Origin of the sequence: Natronococcus sp. A-GB7 (assembly GCF_029688865.1) — an archaeon.
Taxonomy (GTDB): Archaea; Halobacteriota; Halobacteria; order Halobacteriales; family Natrialbaceae; genus Natronococcus.
Genome location: NZ_JARUKV010000025.1, coordinates 1 through 17,507, shown reverse-complemented (window position 1 = coordinate 17,507; position 17,507 = coordinate 1). Strand labels below are relative to the sequence as shown.

19 protein-coding genes are annotated in these 17,507 nt (G+C 66.1%); 16 read left to right on the top strand and 3 right to left on the bottom strand.

Features of this window, described 5'->3' with window-relative positions:
- Nucleotides 1–249: 249 nt before the first annotated feature.
- From QA609_RS19165 to QA609_RS19145, 5 genes are all read left to right on the top strand, one after another.
- A complete protein-coding gene (locus QA609_RS19165; RefSeq protein WP_278304232.1) occupies nt 250–432 on the top strand; it encodes a CbtB domain-containing protein in 183 nt (60 codons plus the stop codon).
- A gap of 4 nt (nt 433–436) precedes the next feature.
- Entirely contained in the window at nt 437–1,180 is a 744-nt protein-coding gene (locus QA609_RS19160; RefSeq protein ID WP_278304231.1) for a CbtA family protein, read from the top strand.
- A 2-nt stretch (nt 1,181–1,182) separates the two neighbouring features.
- Entirely contained in the window at nt 1,183–1,563 is a 381-nt protein-coding gene (locus QA609_RS19155) for a (2Fe-2S) ferredoxin domain-containing protein (RefSeq protein WP_278304230.1), read from the top strand.
- A 26-nt stretch (nt 1,564–1,589) separates the two neighbouring features.
- A complete protein-coding gene (locus tag QA609_RS19150; RefSeq protein ID WP_278304229.1) occupies nt 1,590–2,759 on the top strand; it encodes a thiolase family protein in 1,170 nt (389 codons plus the stop codon).
- Nucleotides 2,760–2,822: 63 nt separating this feature from the next.
- Nucleotides 2,823–3,893 (top strand): quinone-dependent dihydroorotate dehydrogenase, encoded by a 1,071-nt coding sequence (locus tag QA609_RS19145; RefSeq protein ID WP_278304228.1) that lies wholly within the window; start codon nt 2,823–2,825, stop codon nt 3,891–3,893.
- Nucleotides 3,894–3,984: 91 nt separating this feature from the next.
- On the opposite strand, the gene allB is transcribed toward QA609_RS19145, so the two are convergent.
- Complete coding sequence (gene allB / locus QA609_RS19140) at nt 3,985–5,352, bottom strand: allantoinase AllB (protein ID WP_278304227.1); 1,368 nt, start codon at nt 5,350–5,352, stop codon at nt 3,985–3,987.
- Nucleotides 5,353–5,668: 316 nt separating this feature from the next.
- On the opposite strand from allB, the gene QA609_RS19135 reads away from it, so the two are divergent.
- Nucleotides 5,669–6,022: a hypothetical protein gene (locus QA609_RS19135; RefSeq protein ID WP_278304226.1), complete on the top strand. Its 354-nt coding sequence runs from the start codon at nt 5,669–5,671 to the stop codon at nt 6,020–6,022.
- Between the two features lie 213 nt (nt 6,023–6,235).
- Nucleotides 6,236–6,700, top strand: coding sequence for a helix-turn-helix domain-containing protein (locus QA609_RS19130; RefSeq protein WP_278304224.1), 465 nt, complete (start codon nt 6,236–6,238; stop codon nt 6,698–6,700).
- A gap of 31 nt (nt 6,701–6,731) precedes the next feature.
- On the opposite strand, the gene QA609_RS19125 is transcribed toward QA609_RS19130, so the two are convergent.
- Nucleotides 6,732–7,235 (bottom strand): ArsR family transcriptional regulator, encoded by a 504-nt coding sequence (locus QA609_RS19125; RefSeq protein WP_278304223.1) that lies wholly within the window; start codon nt 7,233–7,235, stop codon nt 6,732–6,734.
- 868 nt (nt 7,236–8,103) lie between these two features.
- Between QA609_RS19125 and QA609_RS19120 the strand changes: the two genes are divergently transcribed.
- From QA609_RS19120 to QA609_RS19110, 3 genes are all read left to right on the top strand, one after another.
- Entirely contained in the window at nt 8,104–8,433 is a 330-nt protein-coding gene (locus tag QA609_RS19120) for a helix-turn-helix domain-containing protein (protein ID WP_278304222.1), read from the top strand.
- Nucleotides 8,434–8,611: 178 nt separating this feature from the next.
- Entirely contained in the window at nt 8,612–8,887 is a 276-nt protein-coding gene (locus QA609_RS19115; protein ID WP_278304221.1) for a PadR family transcriptional regulator, read from the top strand.
- Between the two features lie 186 nt (nt 8,888–9,073).
- Nucleotides 9,074–10,096, top strand: coding sequence for a DUF1616 domain-containing protein (locus tag QA609_RS19110; protein WP_278304219.1), 1,023 nt, complete (start codon nt 9,074–9,076; stop codon nt 10,094–10,096).
- A gap of 298 nt (nt 10,097–10,394) precedes the next feature.
- On the opposite strand, the gene QA609_RS19105 is transcribed toward QA609_RS19110, so the two are convergent.
- Nucleotides 10,395–10,931 carry a hypothetical protein gene (locus QA609_RS19105; protein ID WP_278304218.1) on the bottom strand — a complete coding sequence of 179 codons (537 nt, stop codon included), beginning with the start codon at nt 10,929–10,931 and terminating at the stop codon, nt 10,395–10,397.
- 408 nt (nt 10,932–11,339) lie between these two features.
- On the opposite strand from QA609_RS19105, the gene QA609_RS19100 reads away from it, so the two are divergent.
- From QA609_RS19100 to QA609_RS19075, 6 genes are all read left to right on the top strand, one after another.
- Nucleotides 11,340–11,918 (top strand): acyltransferase, encoded by a 579-nt coding sequence (locus QA609_RS19100; protein WP_278304217.1) that lies wholly within the window; start codon nt 11,340–11,342, stop codon nt 11,916–11,918.
- Complete coding sequence (locus QA609_RS19095) at nt 11,915–13,096, top strand: DegT/DnrJ/EryC1/StrS family aminotransferase (RefSeq protein ID WP_278304216.1); 1,182 nt, start codon at nt 11,915–11,917, stop codon at nt 13,094–13,096. The genes QA609_RS19100 and QA609_RS19095 overlap by 4 nt, the downstream gene beginning before the upstream one ends.
- A complete protein-coding gene (locus QA609_RS19090; RefSeq protein WP_278304215.1) occupies nt 13,093–14,073 on the top strand; it encodes a Gfo/Idh/MocA family oxidoreductase in 981 nt (326 codons plus the stop codon). Before QA609_RS19095 ends, QA609_RS19090 begins: the two co-directional genes overlap by 4 nt.
- Nucleotides 14,070–15,521: a nucleotide sugar dehydrogenase gene (locus tag QA609_RS19085; RefSeq protein ID WP_278304214.1), complete on the top strand. Its 1,452-nt coding sequence runs from the start codon at nt 14,070–14,072 to the stop codon at nt 15,519–15,521. Before QA609_RS19090 ends, QA609_RS19085 begins: the two co-directional genes overlap by 4 nt.
- Nucleotides 15,514–16,590, top strand: coding sequence for a glycosyltransferase family 2 protein (locus QA609_RS19080; RefSeq protein WP_278304213.1), 1,077 nt, complete (start codon nt 15,514–15,516; stop codon nt 16,588–16,590). Before QA609_RS19085 ends, QA609_RS19080 begins: the two co-directional genes overlap by 8 nt.
- 285 nt (nt 16,591–16,875) lie before the next feature.
- On the top strand, nt 16,876–17,346 hold the full coding sequence (locus tag QA609_RS19075; protein ID WP_278304212.1) for an SRPBCC family protein: 471 nt from the start codon (nt 16,876–16,878) through the stop codon (nt 17,344–17,346).
- Nucleotides 17,347–17,507: the final 161 nt, after the last annotated feature.

Below are 17,507 nucleotides of genomic sequence, written 5' to 3'. Positions count from 1 at the left end.
TTGTTAGTCGAGTCAAGCGGTAGCCGTAGGAAAACGATTTCGTTATCCGCCAGTCGGACCGAACGCGAGAGTTTCGAAACGAACCCGAAAGGGATGTTCGAATCGGATGGCTTAGCGGAGTTTTGCCGACCGAACGTCCGGTTGCCGGTCGAACAGACGCGCTAACCGGTGCGTTCGCCGTCGGTCGAGCGATTCGGCATCGGACCACAACCTTTACAAATATACTTTCAGTAGACAAAGCTGATTTGTATGTCGGAGGAAACCGTCACCGACCGAATCGACGCCGCACGTGCGGTGCTAACACCAATACAGGCCGCAACCGGCCTGACGTTCGCCGCGGGAATCGCGTTCGTCCTCGTGTTCCTGCAGGACCCACTCGCACACGACGCGATGCACAACTTCCGGCACGCGGCGGGGATCACCTGCCACTGAACCGATGCTCTACGACTACCTCCGCCGGGGCGTGCAGGCAGGTGTGATCGCCGGCCTCGCGTACGGGCTGTTCATGGCGTTCGTCGCGAATCCGCTCAGCGAGTATCTCCACCACGCACAACACGACCACGGTCACGATCACGGCCACGGCCACGACCACGCCCACGCCGTCTCCGAGACGACGACGGCGATCGTCAGCGTCGGAAGCGGCGTCCTCTGGGCGATCTTCCTCGGCGGCGTCTTCGCGATCGCGCTGTACTTCCTCGAGCCGGCGCTTCCCGGCCGCGGTACGGGCAGCGCGTTCGTCCTCGCCGGTGCCGGATTCCTGACGGTGTCGGCGACGCCGTGGCTCGTCCTCCCGCCCGCGGCCCCAGGCGCGGAGCAGCTGTATACCGTCGAGCTGCGACTGGCGATCTACGTCGGACTCGTCGCACTCGGCGCGCTCGTCTCGGCCGCAGCGATCGGTTCGTACGGGTGGGTCGCGTCCCGACACCGGGCGCTCGGAATCGTCGCCGCTACGGTACCGATCGTCGCGACGGCGGTCGTCCTCTCGACGGTCGCACCGACGATCGTGAGCCATCCCGAGCTGGCCGGCGAGCTCGTCTCGGCGTACCAGGCGATGGCCGCGCTGAGCCAGGCCGCGATCTGGGGGATCCTCGCCGCATCGGTGAGCTGGCTCGAACGCCGTGAGACGACGTCGACAGCCGGTGTTGTCGGCCCGAACGACCGTCGCTCGACGAGCCCCTGACCATGCAACGACGAACGACCCGACAGCGGGAACGTCTCGGCGCGTGCGTGTTCGTCTGTACGAACGACCGCGACTCCGACTACGCCTGCTGTGGCGACGTCGGTGCCGAGGAGACGCTCGCGGCGGTCAAATCCTGGCTCCGCGAGCGTGGTGCGTTCTGGTCGCCGGTCGGCGTCACGACGACCGGCTGTCTCGGCCTCTGTAGCGAGGACGGGGTGGCGATCGCGATCCAGCCTCGCGACGAGTGGTACGCCGACGTCACCCCGGAGGACGTGCCCGAACTGCTCGAACGCGAGTTCGGCCCGAACGCCGACTCGATCGACGAGCGGGCGGCCGACGCGGACGATCGCGATTCGCTCGATGCGACTCACCCCCACGATTGATCCTGCTGGGCGTCGTTGCCGGTCGTATGACAGGTGAGATCGTCGTCGTCGACGGCGCACGGACACCCCACGGCACGCTGCTCGGATCGCTCGCCGACGTCGAGGCCGTCGAACTGGGACGGACGGCGCTGGACGGTTTGCTCGAGCGAACTACCGTTTCCGGGGAGGAGATCGACTGGGTAGCGCTGGGGAACGCGATCCAGGCCGGGATCGGACAGGTGCCGGGTCGGCAGGCCGTCGTCGAGTCCGATCTGCCAAACGAGACGCCGACGACGACGGTCAACGAGGCCTCGGGCTCTGGGCTGCGGGCGATCGCACTGGCGGTCGACCGTATCGCAGCCGGGCGAGCCGAGTTCGCCGTCGCCGGCGGCTTCGAGTCGATGACCAACGCCCCCTGGATCCTGCCGGACTACCGCACGGGACGGCGTCACGGCGACGCGACGCTGAAGGACTCGATGATCATGGACTCGCTGTGGGACGTCAATCTCGATGTCCACATGGGCGAGATCACCGAACGTCTCGTCGACCGCGAGGGTGTCCCCCGTGAGGCACAGGACGAGTACGCCCTCGAGAGCCACCGCCTGGCTGCGGAGGCGATCGAGTCGGGCGCGTTCGACGACGAGGTCGTCCCCGTAGAGGCGGGCGGAGAGACGATCGACACCGACGAGGGACCGCGTCCCGACTCGACGCTGGCCGATCTCGCCGAGCTTCCGACCTCCTTTCGCGAGGACGGAACGATCACGCCGGGCAACGCCTCGAAGCTCAGCGACGGCGCGGGCGCGGTGCTGCTGGCTGACGCAGACGTCGCGGCAGACCGCGGGCTCGAGCCGATGGCGACCGTCGCCGACTACGAACTGGTCTACCGGGACCCCGACGAGTTCAACGAGGCCGTCGGCGACGTCGTCGCGAGTCTGCTCGAGCGAAACGCCCTCGAGGCGGACGACGTCGACGCGTTCTGGATCAACGAGGCGTTCGCGGCCCAGTCGGTGTACGTTATGGACCGACTCGGCGTTCCACGCGAACGGATGAACCCCCGCGGCGGTGCGGTCGCGTTCGGCCACCCGATCGGCGCCTCCGGCGGGATGCTGGCGACCAGTCTGGCGTACCAGCTCCGGGACGAGGGCCTCGAGCGCGGGCTCGTCGGGATGAGCGTCGGCGGCGGCGGGGCGATCATGGCGCTGCTCGAGAGCCCCTGAGGCTCCGAGCGCCGAACACGGGTTCCGAGGGGTTTACCTTCCCGCTGTTCCCAGTAGTAACCAATGACGCTGTACTCGCGAGTTCGCCCGCTCGCGTTCAAACTCCCCGCCGAGACGGCCCACGTTCTCGGCAAACGGGCGCTACGAGCGGCGCAGTCGACGTGGACGACTCGAGCCCTCCTCGCCTCGACCTATCGGTACGCCCATCCCGCCCTCGAGACCGAGCTGTTCGGCTGCCGGTTCGGGAGCCCCGTCGGCGTGGCCGCAGGGTTCGACAAGAACGCCGAAGTGACACACGCCCTCGAGGCGCTCGGGTTCGGGTTCGTCGAGATCGGAACCGTCACGCCCTACCCCCAGTCCGGCAACGACCGGCCGCGGCTGTTCCGACTGCAGGAGGACGGGGCGATGATCAACCGGATGGGGTTCAACGGCGACGGGATGGAGCAGGTCCGGGATCGCCTCGAGCGAGACGGCCCGCCACAGATTCCGCTCGGGGTCAACGTCGGCAAGATGAACTCCTCGAGCGAACGGGAGGCGGTCGAGGACTACCGGCGGGTGTTCGTCCGGCTCTCGCCGTTCGCCGACTACGTCGTCGTCAACGTCTCGTGTCCGAACACGCCCGACGAGTTCGACGAGGCCTCCCCTGACCACCTGCGGAACATCTTCGAGGCTCTCGAGGCGGAAAACGACGACGACGTCCCGATCCTGGTCAAGATCGGTCCCGACTCGCCCAGGGAGTCGATGCTCGACCTCGTCGACATCGTCGCGGACTGTGACCTCGACGGGATCGTCGCGACGAACACGACAACCAGTCGGGAGGATCTCGAGTCGCCGCGTCGGGAGGAGTGGGGCGGTCTCAGCGGCGATCCGCTCGAGGAGCGCTCGACGGCCGTGATTCGGACGCTGGCGACACACACCGACGACGACCTGCCGATCGTCGGCGTCGGCGGCGTCGACTCGGCGAGAAGCGCCTACGAGAAGATCCGCGCGGGCGCCTCGCTCGTTCAGCTCTACACCGGGTTCGTCTACGGCGGTCCCGGGACGGCAAAACGGATCAACCACGGACTGGTCGACCTGCTCGAGCGCGACGGGTTCTCGTCGGTCGAGGACGCGGTCGGCGCGGATCTCGAGTAGGACGGCCGCATACGGACCGCTGTAAGTCATTTCCGGGGCGACTGCGACCCGTTTCTACGGTCGCACCGGCAAATCGGTACAGCAGTCCGTATCAGTCGACGTCGACCCGCGTCCCGTACCCCGACTCGCCAACCACGTTGCCGTCCTGGTAGACGATCTCACCGCGGACGACCGTCGCGGTCGCCTTGCCGACGAACGACTCCCCGACGAACGGCGTCACGCAGTTCTTCGAGTGTAACTCGTCGGCGCTCTCGAGGGTCCACTCCGTATCGGGGTCGACGATCGTGAAGTCGGCGTCGGTGCCGACCTGCAGCGACCCCTTCTGTGGGTACATTCCCCATACCTGGGCGGGGCGGGTCGAGTGGCGACGCACCCACTCCTCGAGGGTGAGCCGTCCTTCGTCGACGAAGCTGAGCGCGACGGGCACCTCGGTCTCGAGGCCGACGAACCCCGAGGTCGCGTCCCAGGTGTTCCCGAACGGGTCGTCGACCTTCTTCTCCTCGGGGGTGTGGGGCGCGTGGTCGGTCGCGATGCAGTCGATCACGCCGCCGTCCATGCCGACCTCCCAGAGGCGCGCTCGCTCGTCGGCGTCGCGGATCGGCGGCTGGATCCGGGCGACGTTGCCCTTCTCGCGCATCACGTCCTCGGTGAACCAGAGGTAGTGGGGTGTCGTCTCCGCGGTGACGTCGACCCCTCGATCCTTGCCGCGGGCGACGGCTTCCGCCGCGGAGCCCGAGGAGACGTGGAACATGTGGACGCTCGCGTCGGTCTCCTCGGCGAAGGTGATCATCCGCTCGACGGCCTCCCGTTCGGCGATCACGGGCCTCGAGTGGGAGTGGTCGATCGGCTCGTTTCGCCCCTCGCGTTTGAACCGCTCCGTGTAGTGGTCGATGATCTCGCCGTTCTCCTCGTGAAAGCCCAGTCGCTTGCCCGTCTCGCCGATCCGCTCCATCGCCTCGAGAATCTCGCCGTCGGTCGGCGGCGGGACGTCGCCGACCGTCGAGCCGAGGAAGATCTTGTAGCCGAGCACGCCGGCGTCGTCGAGGTCGGGGATCAGATCCAGGTTCTCGCTCGTGACGACGGCGTAGCTCTGGAAGTCGACGTGGGCGCCGGCCTCGCCCCGTTCGTACTTCAACTCGAGGTGCTCGGGACTGTCGATGACGGGATCGGTGTTCGGCATCCCGACGACGGTCGTCACGCCGCCCGCTGCGGCCGCCCGCGTTGCGGACTCCCAGTCCTCCTTGTACTCGAGACCGGGTTCGCGGTTGTGGATGTGGCAGTCGACGACGCCGGGAGCGAGGACGTTCCCGTTGGCGTCGAGGACCCGCTCGGCACCGGGGAGCCGATCGGTGCGCCCGACGGCGACGATCGTCCCGTCCTCGACCGCGACGCCGGTGTCGGGGGTCCGTCCGGCCGGTGTGACGACGGTGCAGTTTCGAACGACGAGATCCACGGTCATTGGCCTCATCTATCGGCGAGATCCGGATATAGCTTCTGTTGCCCGGACGGGACCGACGACGGGGCGGCCGAATCACGCTCGAGGAACGGGTAGTACACCGACCGTTCGCGTAGGGCGATCCGGAACGGCACTCGAGAGCGTTCGGAACGGTAGCCGAGAGCGCTCGTGTCGATAATCGTGGGTTTTCCCCCGGTATCAACGGATTGGTCGGCTGCGCGCCGAACGGTCCGAAACCGGGCGAGGAGGCCGGTTCAACGTCGGATCAGGTTCGCGTAGGTGAGAGATAACTAACGGCTCGGCGGGGGTGGGTTGGAACATGATCGACAGCCTCGTCGTTTTCGTCGTCAGCCTCCTGATCGGCGCGTTCGGCATCTTCGTCGGTGCGAAGGTCGTCGTCGATACCGAGGACTACACCTACGCCCTGATCACCGCACTCATCGGCGCGATCGTGTGGGCGGTCGTCGGCTTCTTCTTCGGCTGGATTCCGCTTCTGGGGCCGCTCCTCGTGTTCGTCGCCTACCTCGCGGTGATCAACGCCCGCTACCCCGGCGGGTGGATCGAGGCGATCGTCATCACGGTTATCGCCTGGCTGTCGGTGCTCGTCGTTCTCTACGTCCTCGCCGTTATCGGCGTAACCGGATTCGAGGCAGCCGGCGTCCCCGGAACGTAAGCTGCTCGGGTCGGAAATATCACTTTCTCTTATCGAAGGGGGAGCCCCCTACACTGGCATTAGGTCGTCTGAGAATAGCAACAACGTGAAATACCGCGCTGGGAGTAACAATACATGATTTATAAAAAATACTTTGTGGGGTGCTGTCGACGGTTCAGCGTAAGACGGTCGTTCCGCGGATCGCAGTAACACGGACCGATCTCTCCAGCCACCATGATCCACGCGCTCTCCGAACCCGTCATTACCGCGCTCGTTCCGTCGACCAGCGAGGGGGTCACCCTCGGCGTTGTGTCGGCTCCGGGACTCGTCTGGGATCCGCATCTCGCGGCCGTCGCCGGGCTCGTCGCACTGATGATGCTCGGCGGCGCGCTCGTCGCCCGGAACCAGCTCGCGGCGACGTCGGGGCTCGGCGCGGAGTCGGACCCGCAGCGAAACGACGAATTCGTGACGGACCGGGAGCGGGTCTGCGAACTCATCAGGGAGAACGGCGGCCGGATGAAACAGTCGAGGATCGTCGACTCGGTCGACTGGTCGAAGGCGAAAGTGAGCCGGCTGCTGGCCGAACTCGAGGAGGAAGAGGAGGTAACGAAGCTCCGACTCGGCCGGGAGAACCTGGTCTGTCTCCCCGGCCACGAGCCGACGGCCTCGAAGTCGCCGGAACGAGCCAGAAACGAATAACCCGATTCTTCGATAGGTCGCAACCGAACCGCTAGCCGAGCAGCTGGTAGAGGCTGCTCGCGGCGACGATCAGCAGAACGAGCACGCTCGAGAGCACGGGATCCAGAGTCGAGCCGACGACCCCGTCGAGGCCGGCCACCGCGATCAGGAGCAGGCCGATCAGACAGAGCGCCAGATGGAGGCGAAGGGTCGACGAGCGATCGGTCGTCTCGTCGTCGACGTACGTGAGGACGTCGTCGAAGTTCGGTCCGGCGCGGATCGTCTTCGCGTCGGAGTCGTACTCGATGACCGAATCCTCCTGGAGCTGTGGGAGGTGAGTCTGCTGGAGGGAGACGTAGACGCTCTTGTAGAGGTTGTTCGGAACCGACGCCGACTCCGATTCGGTCGACGCGATCTCGGTCGCGATCTCGGAGACGTCGACCTGTCCGGCCTCCTCGGCGAGCAGCTGGACGATCGCTCGCCGCCGGTCGTTGCCCAGGATGTGAAAAATCTCGCTTTCCTCGAGTGAGTCGGTTCGGTTCGTCTGGACGGACATTGATCAAAGAGCGTTCGAAGACGTACGGTTACCGACCGGTCCACCACCCACTGACATACGCATGGGTTTCACCGACCACCGACTTCAACCTGCGGTATTAATTCCCAATCGGTCCGTTCGGAAGGATTATCTTCCATCGATCCGGACAGGAAACTAACACGGCGAGAACGGTCGGGCTGCTACCTGGGTAGGTGTCCGCCCGATTGCATCTCACGATACGTCGTGCAGGCCGGACAGCCGTGGACGACGTCACCGTTGTCTCCGAAGACTCGAGCGAACTGCTGGGTGACGTGTGTCCCACAGTTTCGACAGCGGGCGCCTGCCGACGACGATTCCATCGGTTTCCAGCCGTGTTGTGTTCGTTTCATAGGTTGTGGGTGTACACGGATGAGCGACGGACGAGTTCGTTCGTCGAGCCATCCGGTCTCATCGGATTCAGGGGAGCAAACGTGAATAAAGGACACAGACCGTTCACCCCCGAACCGGCTCGACAGCTCCGGAAATCCGTCGTTTATGGCCTATTTTGGGCTCTACAGCCCGTCTCCGGCACGATTCCCGATATCGGTTCGTTCCGACCTCAAGGTGAATTCAGCCGCGTTCTCGTTCGTTTGTCGGACGCTATCTCGATTTCTCTCGCCGAGATCGGCCGAAAGTATCCGTTTCCCGACCGAAATCTATAGTTTCTGCCGCAGGCGATTTTGAAACTGAGTGTAAGGTCCACCGTTCTCAAATACCACTACCGCTTACCGATCTACGTGTCGGAACGCGGCGCCGTAATCGCGGATCGCGACACGCCGCGGCTCTACCGGCCGGGGCCGGACTATCCGGAGACGAACGACGGTCCCGGCGAAGATGGGTGATCACGACTATGTCAACGCAAGCGACCAATACACGAGCGGAATCGGACTCGAATCCGTCGGTGCAGCTCAACGTGCTCGGTGACGACTGTGCACGGACGATCCTCGTCGCGACCAGCGACGGTCCGAAGACGGCAAAGGAGCTCACGGGACGGACCGACAGCTCCTCGGCGACCGTCTATCGGCGCATCAACAACCTCCTCGAGAGCGACCTGCTGGAGGAGTGCGTCCGGTTCGAGGAGAACGGCTCGCACACGACGGCGTACGAGGCAACGGTAGAGGGCCTGTCGGTCCGGATCGACTCGAGCGGGATCGACGTTTCCCTGTCGAAATCCGAGTGACGCCGGTGGCGGACGCCGAACGGGACCGTTCGAGAGCCCGAGAAACGTCCCGAAACGAACGATCGTCGTCTACAGAATCATTTTAATTGGAGCCGTCAGACGGGAACGAACTACTAGCGCGGCTGTATGATACGGATAACAAATATCTACTCAGTGGAACGGTCACTGTGATTGAGCAATGCACGATCTGACCGGCTTTCAGCGCGACCTCCTGTACGTGATCGCGGGCGCCGATCGTCCATCCGGACAGACGGTCAAAGACGAGGTCGAACAGTACTACAGTTCGGAGATCAATCACGGTCGACTGTACCCGAACCTCGACACGCTCGTCAACAAGGAGCTCGTCGAGAAGGGAGAGCTCGACAGGCGGACCAACTACTACGCGATCACCGACGAGGGCCACGAGCAGATCAGCGAACGCCGCGAGTGGGAACGACAGTACGTCGACCTGTAGGTCGATTCTACGAGCGCTGACGGCCGAAGCCGAGAGCCGCGTTCCGGACCGTGTGACCGCGATCGGCCACGATATTCGGTAGTACGGACATAACAAAGCCCGCGAGCGAGGACTGGCCCAACGATCTATGGTACGACCCTCCGCCCTCGAGGCGCAGACCGACGGATCAGCCGTGGTGACCGACGCGTGAGCCACCCCACGAGCACGGAAACGCGGTTTGGACGCCTCCGGTGGTACCCCCTTGACCTCGCGCTGGTCTCGCTGGCGGCGGCGCTCTCGTATCTCGCCGTCACGAGCTTCGATCCGGAGACCGCACCGCGGCTGCTGGTGACGTTTCCGCTCGCGCTGTTCCTGCCCGGATACGCGCTCGTCTCGGTGCTGTTTCCGGCAGGGGAACGGGCCGCCCGGCAGACGGCGACGACCCCGACCGACCGTCGGCCACGCGGGATCGACACCGTCGAGCGCCTCGGGCTCGCCGTCGCGCTCTCGCTGGCCCTCGGGCCGATCACCGTGATCGCGCTCCCCTTTGCCGGCTGGGAGCTCGAGGCGGCGTCGGTCGCCGGCGGGCTCGCGGTCGTCACGATCGGGCTAGCACAGCTCGGGGTCGTCCGTCGGCTCCGGACGCCCGCTGCCGTCCGGTTTACCGTCTCGATCCGAACGATCCGCGAGCGACTGGGCGGCACCGACGGCCGCGGCGTGACGGTGTCGTCGGTCGTTCTCGGGATCGCGATCGCTCTCGCCGTCGGGCTGCTCGTCGCCGCGTTTCTCTTTCCGGCCTCGGCCGGTGGCTACGACCAGCTGTCGCTGTACTCGGAGACCGAGGACGGCGACCTCGTCGCCGGGGAGTTCCCCGACGAGGTCGCGCCGGGCGAGTCGGTGCCAGTGACCATCGAGGTCGAGAACGGCGGCGATGAGACCCGGGAGTACACGGTTGTCGTCCAGGAGCAGGCGATCGAGGGCGGCGAGATCGTCGATAGCACGGACCACGAGCGGATCGAGACCGCAGTCCCGGGAGGCGAGACCGACGACGGCACGTACCCGGTCGCGCCGACGGCCGAACCAGGAGAGACGGTTCGGATCAGCGTCCTGCTGTTCGAGGGCGACCCGCCGATCGGAGCGACCAACGAGGACGCCCTCGAGGAGACCTACTTCTGGGTAACCGTCGCCGAGGAGCCGGAGGAACCGGAGGAGCCGGAGCCGGCGGACTGACGGGACCGACGACCGCGCTCGTGTCGGCCGCCACACCGCCTACCTCGACAGGATGACCGAACCCGTACTCGCCGTCGGAGCCGTTTCGGGTCGGCTCGGAGCCGACGGGAGCCCGAACGCGGCTCGACGATCACAGCGGCCGCGATCACGCGAACACACCGACTGACGTTCCGGCGAGCGTAGATGCGCTATCCGCGGAGGCGGTTCGATCCGTGGCTTCTCGAGCCGTCCGCCGCGACGAGGGATCGGGCGACCGGCCGAGGGGTCGTCGTGAGGTCTCGAAAGGGGTTTAGAAGGGTTACCGGCCCGCAACACCGAACGACAGCCTCGATTCCGGCTGCCTCGAGGCGCGGTGGACGATCGACACGGATAGCACGGCGAGACAGAGCGCGATCGCGACCGCGGGGGCAAGCGTCGCCGTCGCGGGCCCGACGGACAGCCAGGTGAGCGCCAGCGCGACGACGCCGAGTGCCGTTACCGCCGCGTAGATCCGGTGCCAGGGTCGCTGGTAGCCGAGCCGTCGGTCGAGGTAGGGTTCGAACACCTCGCTGCTGGGGAGAAGATCGATCGTGTGCGTATCCGGGTCCCAGTCGACGATCCCGTGATCCTCGAGCATCGGCAGGTGGGTCTGGTACAGCGAGATGTAGACGCGACGGCGCTGGGTTCGCGTCACGTCGTCGGTACCGATCTCGTTCTCCCAGGCGGCGACCTGTTCGACCAGCGGCGCGAGATCGCAGCTTCCGCCCTGCCGTTTCAGATACCTGACCGCCTGGCGTCTGCGCGCGTTGCTGAACACGTCGAACAGTTCGGCCTGGCTGAACTCTCGGTCGGTCATGGGTTCCCTCGCGATCCCGTCTCTCGTGCCCGGAGATCGGGTCTGATCGGATAGCTCACACCACCGAGTGGAACGGAACAGCCCTTTACTATCTCGCGGCTACCCGGGCGAAATCGCTATATACCGGTCAGAAGCCGTGATTGACGTCGGTAGCGACGATTCCGGCCGATCGACCTCGCGGTCGCCGGCGCCGATCGATCGAGTCCTCGAGGGTACCGGTTCGTTCCGTCCCTTCAGGGGCGACGTAGTACGGGACTACGCGACCGTCAAGCCGGGGATAACAAAGCCTCGCTACCGGCTGTGTCCGGACGATCACCCATCCGGGTATCGAGCATCTATGAGAGTACTCAGACACGACCGACGAGTGCAGGGACGGACCGGCGCGTTCCCGCGCGGAGGCTGGTCGCCGTGACGCGGTTCGTCTCTGGCGACGGCTGTACGATCGCCGACGACGCGACGATCGACCACGGCGAGTTCGAGGAACCGACCAGGATCGGCGCCGACGCGACGATCAGGGCCGGCTCGATCGTCTACGGCGACGTGACGATCGGCGACGGGTTCACCACCGGCCACGACGTGTTGATTCGCGAGCGAACCACGATCGGCGACGACGTGCTCGTGGGCACGAAGACCGTTATCGACGGCGAGACGACGATCGGCTCGCACGTCAGCCTCCAGACGAACGTCTACGTGCCGACCGAGACGACGATCGGCGACAACGTCTTCGTCGGCCCCGGCGCCGTCATGACGAACGACGAGTACCCCGTCCGGACCGAGGTCGACCTCGAGGGACCGACCCTCGAGGACGGCGCCTCGGTCGGCGCGAACGCGACGATCCTGCCGGGCGTGACCGTCGGCGAGAACGCGTTCGTCGCGGCCGGCGCCGTCGTCGTCGAGGACGTCCCTGCCGACAGCCTCGCCGTGGGCGCACCGGCCCGAACCAGATCGCTTCCCGCCCCCCTCGAGGGACCGAACCAGCTCGAATGACCGACACAGAAACCAACCCCGAGATCGACGCCGAGACGAGTATCGAGCACGTAACCGACGAGCCGAGCGACGACGGGGTTCCGATCGCCGACCCCGAACTCGGTCCGGATGCGATCGACCGCGTCCGGGAGGTCCTCGAGAGCGGTGCGCTCGCGGACGGCCCCGAGGTCCGGGCCTTCGAGCGCGAGTTCGCCGGCTTCTGTGGCACCGACCGCGCCGTCGCGACCTCGAACGGGACGACGGCGCTGGTGACCGCCCTCGAGGCGCTGGGGCTCGAGGACGGCGACGCGGTCGTCACCTCCCCGTTTTCCTTCGTCGCGAGCGCGAACGCGATCCGGCTCGCGGGCGGGACGCCGGTGTTCGCCGATATCGACCCCGAGACGTACGCGCTGGATCCGAACGCCGTCGAACGAGTACTGCGCGACCGGGAGGACGTCGTCGGCCTGCTACCGGTTCATCTCTACGGACTGCCCGCGAACGTGCCCACACTGCTCGAGCTCGCCGACGAGTACGACCTGTTCCTCCTCGAGGACGCCTGTCAGGCCCACGGCGCGAAGTGCGAGGGGAGCCGGGTCGGCTCGCTGGGCGACGCCGCCTGCTTCTCGTTTTACCCGACCAAGAACATGACAACTGCCGAGGGCGGGATGATCACGACCGATCGCGAGGACGTCGCCGACCGAGCGGCCCGGTACGTCAACCACGGCCGGGGCGAGACCGGCACCGGCGGCTACGACCACCTCGAACTCGGCCACAACTTCCGGTTAACGGGCGTCGCGGCCGCGATCGGTCGCGTCCAGCTCGAGCGGCTCTCGTCGTTCAATCGCGCCCGCCGGGAGCACGCGGCCGCCTACGACGAGGCGTTCGTCGAACTCCCCCTCGAGACGCCGACCGAACCGCCCCGGTATCGGCACGTCTACCACCAGTACACGGTTCGCACGACCGATCGGGACGCGCTCGCCGAGTCGCTCGCGGACCGGAGTATCGACACCGGAATCTACTACGACCGACCGATCCACCGCCAGCCGGCCTACGAGTCGGTCAGCACGGCCGCGGCGACGTTCCCCGAGGCAGAACGGGCCGCCGACGAGGTGCTTTCCCTCCCCGTTCACCCGTCGCTCTCGGCCGAGGACCGACGAACCGTCGTCGAAGCGGTGTGGGACCACTACGATACGCAATGACCGACCAATCTACCGTCAGAGCCGGCGTCGTCGGCGCCGGCTCGATGGGCGAGAACCACGCGCGGGTGTACAGCGAGCTCCGAACCGTCGATCTCGTCGGCGTCGCCGACCGCGACCGAGAGGTCGCCCGGCGGGTCGCCGCCGAGCACGGAACCGACGCCGTCTCCCTCGAGGCGCTGCTCGAGCGGGTCGACGCAGTCACCGTCGCCGTGCCGACTCACGCACACGCCGAGGTCGTCTCGCGGTGTCTCGAGGCCGGCGTCGACGTGCTGGTCGAGAAACCGATCGCGGGCTCGGTCGCGGAGGGGCGCGCCCTCGCCGACCAGGCACGGAACGCCGGACGAGTCCTGCAGGTCGGCCACATCGAACGGTTCAATCCCGCGGTCGGAATGCTCGAGGAGCTCCTCGACGACCTCGAGATCATCGGGATCGAGGCCGAACGGCTCGGTCCGCCGATCAACCGCGACGCGCCCGGCGACGTCGTCTTCGACCTGATGATCCACGACGTCGACGTCGTCGGCGCCCTCCTCGGGCGGAAGCCGACGTCGATCTCGGCGATCGGGGCGGCCGACGGACGGTACGCGACGGCGACGATGGAGTACGGCGACATCGTCGCGACGCTGACCGCGAGCCGGGTGACCCAGAAGAAGGTTCGGAAACTCACCGTCACCGCCCGGGAGTGTCTCGTCGAGGTCGACTACCTCGAGCAGTCCGTGCTGATCCACCGCGACTCCTACCCCGAGTACCTGACCGACGACGGGCAGAACCGCTACCGCCACGAGAGCGTGGTCGAACGCCCGCGGATCGCGACGAGCGAACCGCTGCGGTGCGAGCTCGAGTCGTTCGTCGAGGCCGTCCGTACCGGATCGGAGCCCGAAGTGACCGCCGAGGACGGGATCGCGGCCCTCGAGACGGTCCAGGCGATCGATTCGCGGCTCGGAAACAGGAGGCGCGAACCCGAGGTGAACGCCCGATGACCTCCCTCGAACCGGTGATCTACGGCTCGGATCTCCCGTCACGCGAGCTTCGGGACCGACTGACCGCCGGCGAGATCCCCGTCGCCGTCTACGGGCTCGGCAAGATGGGACTCCCCCTCGCGGGCGTCTACGCCGAGACGACGGGCAACGTCACCGGCGTCGACATCGATCCCGCGGTCGTCGAGCGCCTCGACGACGGTGAGAGCCACGTCGTCGGCGAACCGGGGCTCGACGCCCTCGTCGCCGACCAGGTCGAGCGCGGTCGGCTCGCGGCGACGACCGACGGCGCCGCGGCAGCCGCCGAGGCCGGGATCCACGTGATCATCGTCCCGACGCTGCTCGCCGAGGACGACTCGCCCGACCTGACGACCGTCGAGTCGGTGGTCGAGGACGTCGCCGCCGGACTCGATCCCGGCGACCTCGTCGTCGCCGAGTCGACGCTGCCACCCGGCTCCTGTCGGGACGTCCTGCTCCCGCATCTGGTTCAAGAGAGCGGCCTCGAGCGCGGCGAGTTCGGGCTCGCGTTCTGTCCCGAGCGGACGGCCTCGGGATCTGCGCTGCGGGACATTCGGGGACGCTACCCGAAGGTCGTCGGTGGCGTCGACGCGGCGAGCACCCGCGCGGCCGAACTGATCTACGGCGAGCTCACGAGCAACGAGGTCCACGCGGTGTCGGACGCGACGACCGCGGAGGCCGTGAAGGTGTTCGAAGGAGTCTACCGCGACGTCAACATCGCGCTCGCCAACGAGCTGGGACGGCTCGCGGACGAGCTCGGGATCTCGGTACGGGAGGCGATCGACACCGCGAACGGGCTCTCGGTCTGTCAGCTCCACGAGCCCGGTCCCGGCGTCGGGGGCCACTGCATCCCCTACTACCCCCACTTCCTGCTCTCGCGGTTCGAAGAGCCGATGCCGGTGATGCGAACCGCCCGCGATCTCAACGACGCGATGCCGTCGGTGATGGTCGATCGCCTCGCCGACCGGCTCGCGGCGACCGACGCCGGCACCGATCTCGCCGACGCCTCGGTGCTCGTCCTCGGGATCACCTACCGGGCCGGTGTCGAGGAGACCCGCGCCTCGCCCGCGCTAGGCGTCGTCGACGCGCTCCGCGAGGCGGGGGCCGACGTCGCCGGCGTCGATCCGCTGGTCGATCCCGCCGAGTACGGCGCCCGCCCGGTCGCCCTCGAGGACCTGCCCGAGGAGTCGTTCGACGGCGCGATCCTCGTCACGGCTCACGAGGAGTTCGAGGCGATTCCATGGCCCGATCTCGAGCCGATGGTCGTCGTCGACGGCCGGGACGCCCTCGACCTTTCGGGAACGGCTCACAGCCACTACACGTTCGCGGGTTCCCACGATGGGTCGGCCCCGCTCGGAGACGGCGACGGCTCGAGGAGGTCGCGGTCGGAAGCGATCGAGCCCGGACGGACGGACGGTGGGACCGATGTATAAGGGACGCTCGATCGCGGTGGTCGTCACCGCCTACGACGAGGCGGCGTTCGTCGGTCGCGTCATCGAGACGGTTCCCGACTACGTCGATCGGATCTACGCCGTCGACGACGCCTCGCCGGACGACTCCTGGGCAGTCATCCGTCGGACCGCAGCGCGGATCAACGAGGCGACCGAGCCGGCGCGAGCGATCGCCGACGGCGGCGACGGCCGGCGGGTCGTTCCGATCCGCCACGAGGAAAACAGAGGGTACGGCGGCGCGGTCAAGACCGGCTACGAGCGGGCCGCGGCCGACGGGATCGACGTCGTCGCCGTGATGAACGGCGACGCTCAGATGGACCCCGCGATCCTCGATCGGATCCTCGACCCCGTCGTCGACGGCGAGGCCGACTACGCGAAGGGCAACCGACTGTTGACCCCCGGCGACCGCGCCTCGATGTCGACGTTCCGGTTTATCGGCAACGCCGCCCTCACCGGGCTCTCGAAGTTCGCCACCGGCTACTGGACGCTGTCGGACCCCCAGAACGGGTACACCGCCATCTCCAGGGAGGCGATCGAGACGCTCGACCTCGAGGCGATCACCGACGAGTACGGCTTCCTCAACCACCTCCTGACCCACCTCAACGTCGCGGAGCTTCGCGTCGCGGACGTTCCCATGACGGCCGTCTACGGCGAGGAGGAGTCGAGCATCGGCTACTCGTCGTTCGTCCGATTCGTCTCCTTGCTGTTGCTCCGGAGCTTCCTGTGGCGCCTCAAAACGCGCTATATTGTCCGGAGCTTTCACCCTACGGTCGTCTTCTACGGCGCCGGTGCGACCGGGCTGGCCGGTGGGCTCGCCGGACTGGTCGGCTCGCTCGCTCGAGCGGTCCGTGGCACCGAGAGCTTCACGGGCGCGGTCGCCTCCTTCGTCGCCGGACTGGTCGGGACAGTGGCGCTCGGGATCGCCATCTGGCTCGACCGCGAGGAGAACGCCCCGCTCGAGGTGAGCCCGTACGATCGACCCGACGAGGACGTCGCGGACGGTGGGTCGTCGGATCAGCTCGAGGAGACGCCGCCCCGGTCGGTCGACTAGGGAAGCGAGTGCATCATCGTTCTCGACTCCGGGTCGGGCGAATCGTTACGTATACGCACCTAACGCCGTCTCTTCCATCAACTACTATGGATGTTGAGAGAGCCGTGCTGAATACACAGCGCGAATGTGGCACGGTCAGAAGCAAAATCAAAGGCTATTCGAATCGTTCGATGCAGCCAATCTACACACCAATTCGAAAGTAGTCGCGTTTCTGGGCCACCTCCGTAATTATTAGACCCCCTAACGAACCAACACTAAGTCAACTCACATTTGGAGCTACACGCCATGATCCTTGAAGCAGAAACCCACATTCGCGCGGATCCTGAGGACGTATTCGAATTTTTCGCTGAGATGGAGCAGAATTACGAAGCCTGGCATCCAGATCATATCACCTTTCGCTGGGTGGAAGGAGTGCCCGTGGAAGAAGGCACACTGGCATACTTCGAGGAGGAAATCGGTGGCGAGGTGATGAAAAAGACCGTCGAGTACGTGACTGTCGAATCAAATCGTCGGGTCGAACTCAAACCCACGTCTCGCCTGATGGGGTTTTTCCTTCCCTTCATCAAATTCACCATCGAACCTGTCGGTGAAGGGTGTGTCTTTACCCAACAGATTAAGATTCGAACTGGGCCGATTGGAAAGCGGCTCAATCAGGACGAATTTGACGCTGTTCATCAACATATGAAAGAGGAAGGCGAGAATCTGAGGCGACTTCTGGAGAAAGAGCAAGAGTCGGATGCGGTGAAGGGTGGGTGAGGCATACGCAGACACCATAGCACGGCTGCCGCAGCGATTGCTGTTCGAAACAAACGAAGTCGCGTCGCTGCATTCGATCTCTATATCTTGCACGCGATTTCTACCAGCTATTGGATAGATTGAGCGAGGCGTGTTGAATAGATAGCGCGTATCGTTCACGG

What these genes read in the sequence shown, in the direction of transcription:
- QA609_RS19165 (WP_278304232.1), top strand. Translation starts at nt 250, where the DNA reads ATGTCGGAGGAAACCGTCACCGACCGAATCGACGCCGCACGTGCGGTG.
- QA609_RS19160 (WP_278304231.1), top strand. Translation starts at nt 437, where the DNA reads ATGCTCTACGACTACCTCCGCCGGGGCGTGCAGGCAGGTGTGATCGCC.
- QA609_RS19155 (WP_278304230.1), top strand. Translation starts at nt 1,183, where the DNA reads ATGCAACGACGAACGACCCGACAGCGGGAACGTCTCGGCGCGTGCGTG.
- QA609_RS19150 (WP_278304229.1), top strand. Translation starts at nt 1,590, where the DNA reads ATGACAGGTGAGATCGTCGTCGTCGACGGCGCACGGACACCCCACGGC.
- QA609_RS19145 (WP_278304228.1), top strand. Translation starts at nt 2,823, where the DNA reads ATGACGCTGTACTCGCGAGTTCGCCCGCTCGCGTTCAAACTCCCCGCC.
- allB (WP_278304227.1), bottom strand. Translation starts at nt 5,352, where the DNA reads ATGACCGTGGATCTCGTCGTTCGAAACTGCACCGTCGTCACACCGGCC.
- QA609_RS19135 (WP_278304226.1), top strand. Translation starts at nt 5,669, where the DNA reads ATGATCGACAGCCTCGTCGTTTTCGTCGTCAGCCTCCTGATCGGCGCG.
- QA609_RS19130 (WP_278304224.1), top strand. Translation starts at nt 6,236, where the DNA reads ATGATCCACGCGCTCTCCGAACCCGTCATTACCGCGCTCGTTCCGTCG.
- QA609_RS19125 (WP_278304223.1), bottom strand. Translation starts at nt 7,235, where the DNA reads ATGTCCGTCCAGACGAACCGAACCGACTCACTCGAGGAAAGCGAGATT.
- QA609_RS19120 (WP_278304222.1), top strand. Translation starts at nt 8,104, where the DNA reads ATGTCAACGCAAGCGACCAATACACGAGCGGAATCGGACTCGAATCCG.
- QA609_RS19115 (WP_278304221.1), top strand. Translation starts at nt 8,612, where the DNA reads ATGCACGATCTGACCGGCTTTCAGCGCGACCTCCTGTACGTGATCGCG.
- QA609_RS19105 (WP_278304218.1), bottom strand. Translation starts at nt 10,931, where the DNA reads ATGACCGACCGAGAGTTCAGCCAGGCCGAACTGTTCGACGTGTTCAGC.
- QA609_RS19095 (WP_278304216.1), top strand. Translation starts at nt 11,915, where the DNA reads ATGACCGACACAGAAACCAACCCCGAGATCGACGCCGAGACGAGTATC.
- QA609_RS19090 (WP_278304215.1), top strand. Translation starts at nt 13,093, where the DNA reads ATGACCGACCAATCTACCGTCAGAGCCGGCGTCGTCGGCGCCGGCTCG.
- QA609_RS19085 (WP_278304214.1), top strand. Translation starts at nt 14,070, where the DNA reads ATGACCTCCCTCGAACCGGTGATCTACGGCTCGGATCTCCCGTCACGC.
- QA609_RS19080 (WP_278304213.1), top strand. Translation starts at nt 15,514, where the DNA reads ATGTATAAGGGACGCTCGATCGCGGTGGTCGTCACCGCCTACGACGAG.
- QA609_RS19075 (WP_278304212.1), top strand. Translation starts at nt 16,876, where the DNA reads ATGATCCTTGAAGCAGAAACCCACATTCGCGCGGATCCTGAGGACGTA.